Source organism: Streptosporangium sp. NPDC002524 (assembly GCF_040295985.1).
GTDB lineage: Bacteria > Actinomycetota > Actinomycetes > Streptosporangiales > Streptosporangiaceae > Streptosporangium.
Genome location: NZ_JBEOWK010000078.1, coordinates 1 through 1,330 on the forward strand (window position 1 = coordinate 1; position 1,330 = coordinate 1,330).

Here is a 1,330-nt window from a genome sequence, read left to right on the forward strand (position 1 = left end):
TTCGGGAGTTGTTCCGATGAACGTTGCAAGATCTTTCATTTTCATTGGAATCATAACAGAATTTGAATCTACTACTTTGACGAGTTGCAAAAGATAATTAGCGATTCGACTTTCAACATCTTCCATCATGAGAAATTGTGCTTGATATTGCATTTCCGCAGCTCTTCTCACGGTGGTTTCAAGCAATTTCAAACTGAGCTCGGGATATTTTAACAACAAATTTTTGAAATCTTGTTGTCGCAAAAAGCAAATTTGCGTTTCTTCCAATGTTTCACCATAGAGATTATCATTCATTACTCCAAACAAGGCGTCTTCACCTGCGTATCCACCAGGTTCAATCACACGTAGTAACTGCTCTTTACCAGCACTAGAAAGCTGGTATATTTTCAAGGTACCATGCGCCACAATTGCAAGTTGAGGCACTGCAAAGGGGCTGATGACTGTTTCACCTTTTTCAAAAATTTTATGATTAACAACCTGCTCAACTTGCACTAATTCACTTTCTGAAAGTAAACCAAATAGTGGCACGAGCTGTACACAGTGGTGTTCATGATGACTAAAATGATGTTTATACTTACTCATTTTGGGGATTCTCCTTATCTTATTATCGCGCTAAAATTATCAAACTGCAAGCCTCATTCAACTAAAGCCTACAGTTTCGTAAAAACTAATTATCATTATCTTCATCTTCGTCATGAAAATCAGCAACGCTTTTACCCAAGTCACCTGCCAAGTTGCGAATAACTTGAAGATTGTAGCCGTAAAGTTCGACTACACCAGCCGCCAAAGCAAATTTTTCTTCTTTGTTTGCTAGCTTGATTGCTCGCGTAATGAACATATTTTGTGCTTGGAAATCCACAATGAAGCTTTCAAGCAGATCTTCATCAGTCCAATATTTGGCTTTTGGATCCTCGGTAATGAACTTGTGATACTTTAAAAATTCTTCAGTTGTACTTGGTACAATCTCATTTTCATCAAGAAGTAAATCCGAAATTTTAAAGAAATATTCAACTTCCTTTTGTGCAATTTCACGTAAATACTCACACTTAACTGGGCTTTTCGCGTATATTCCTGCTTGAGTCAGTCGTATATTTTATATGAACAAATTGGATAAGACATGTCCTAGCATCGCACCAGCCGTAGGTTTGTGGTGGTCAATCTCTGCTTTATCAAGTTCTTTAGCATATTTTTCATCAATCATTAATTTAGTCATCATTTTTTTCCTTTATTCAATTTATAGTGGTATCTTTCCTGGTATAAATCACACAACAGTTACTTTGCTACTCAAAACAGGATATCCAAGTTTCTCAACCTTGCTGATAAGTTCATC

The 1,330-nt window shown here is 36.6% G+C and carries 3 protein-coding genes; 1 reads left to right on the forward strand and 2 read right to left on the reverse strand.

What is annotated here, in order from left to right; all coding sequences use genetic code 11:
- Both ABT053_RS43315 and ABT053_RS43320 read right to left on the reverse strand, forming a co-directional pair.
- Positions 1-582, reverse strand: a 582-nt coding sequence (locus ABT053_RS43315) for a Crp/Fnr family transcriptional regulator (RefSeq protein ID WP_350978023.1), incomplete at its 3' end; no start/stop codon positions are given.
- Between the two features lie 85 nt (positions 583-667).
- Positions 668-859 (reverse strand): hypothetical protein, encoded by a 192-nt coding sequence (locus ABT053_RS43320; RefSeq protein ID WP_350978025.1) that lies wholly within the window; start codon positions 857-859, stop codon positions 668-670.
- Between the two features lie 238 nt (positions 860-1,097).
- Here ABT053_RS43320 and ABT053_RS43325 point away from each other — a divergent pair.
- Positions 1,098-1,330 (forward strand): hypothetical protein (locus tag ABT053_RS43325; protein ID WP_350978028.1); only part of this gene is annotated, 233 nt, incomplete at its 3' end.